General features: G+C 48.8%; 1 protein-coding gene and 1 pseudogene. Both read right to left on the minus strand.

Translation table 11 applies throughout. The features are described 5' to 3' along the window. Window positions 1-299: pseudogene (locus DAHG_RS18150) on the minus strand (transketolase family protein); the annotation flags it as partial. Window position 300: 1 nt separating this feature from the next. After that, entirely contained in the window at window positions 301-1,107 is an 807-nt protein-coding gene (locus DAHG_RS00075; protein ID WP_022936298.1) for a transketolase, read from the minus strand.

Raw genomic sequence — 1,107 nt, forward strand, 5'->3', positions numbered from 1 at the left:
ACATTCAGATGCGGATAGGCGATACTGTTGCGGATCTGTTCAAACGCTCTGCCTGCCGCGAACATCGCAAAGCTTGACGCGTAGACGATCTGGCCGCTCGCCGCTAAGCCTGCCGCTACTGCCATCATGTTGCCTTCCGCGATTCCCATATTGAAATGGCGCTCCGGACAGGCTTTCTTCGCATCACTGGTTTTTGTTGATTTTGTCAGGTCAGCATCTAATACCACTACTTTTTCATTTTCGACGATCAGCTCTGCCAACGCTTTGCCGTACGCTTCTCTTGTTGCTGTCTTGCCCATCTTATTCGCCTCCCAATTCTGCGATTGCCTGCGCGCACTGTTCTGCACTTGGCGCACTGCCATGCCATGCCGCATTGTTTTCCATGAAGCTGACGCCCTTGCCTTTGATCGTATGCGCAAGGATCATCGTCGGCTGACCTTTAGTCGCTCTCGCTTCTTCAAATGCCTTTTCGATCGCTTCATAGTCATGACCGTCAATATCGATCACATGCCAGCCAAACGCTTCAAACTTCTTATCGATCGGCGTTGGATTCATGACCTTCGTGATATCACCGTCGATCTGCAGACCGTTGAAATCAACGACCGCGCACAGATTATCCAACTGATAATGAGCCGCTGCCATCGCTGCTTCCCATACTTGTCCTTCTTCACATTCACCATCACCCAATAACGTATAGATGCGGTGATCATTCTTCTGCACCTTGTTGGCCAATGCCATACCTACCGCACAGCTGATACCCTGACCCAATGAGCCGGTTGACATATCGACACCGGTTACATAATTCATATTCGGATGTCCCTGCAGTTTAGAATCGATCTTTCTGAATGTTTTTAACGCTGCTTCATCAAGGATTCCCTTTTCTGCCAACACCGCATACAGTAACGGTGACGCGTGTCCCTTTGACAACACAAAACGGTCACGATCCTTACTTCCCGCATTTTCTTTTGTGAGATCCATTTCATTAAAATACAGCACCGTCAGAATATCAGCTGCTGACAGACTTCCGCCCGGATGTCCGCTGGCTGCCTCTGTTACCATTTTTACGATATTCTTTCGGATGTTTCTTGCATGCTCTTGATAGTTCAT

The sequence above is a fragment of the Dielma fastidiosa genome, assembly GCF_000313565.1.
Taxonomy (GTDB): domain Bacteria; phylum Bacillota_I; class Bacilli_A; order Erysipelotrichales; family Erysipelotrichaceae; genus Dielma; species Dielma fastidiosa.

What these genes read in the sequence shown, in the direction of transcription:
- DAHG_RS00075 (WP_022936298.1), bottom strand. Translation starts at nt 1,107, where the DNA reads ATGAACTATCAAGAGCATGCAAGAAACATCCGAAAGAATATCGTAAAA.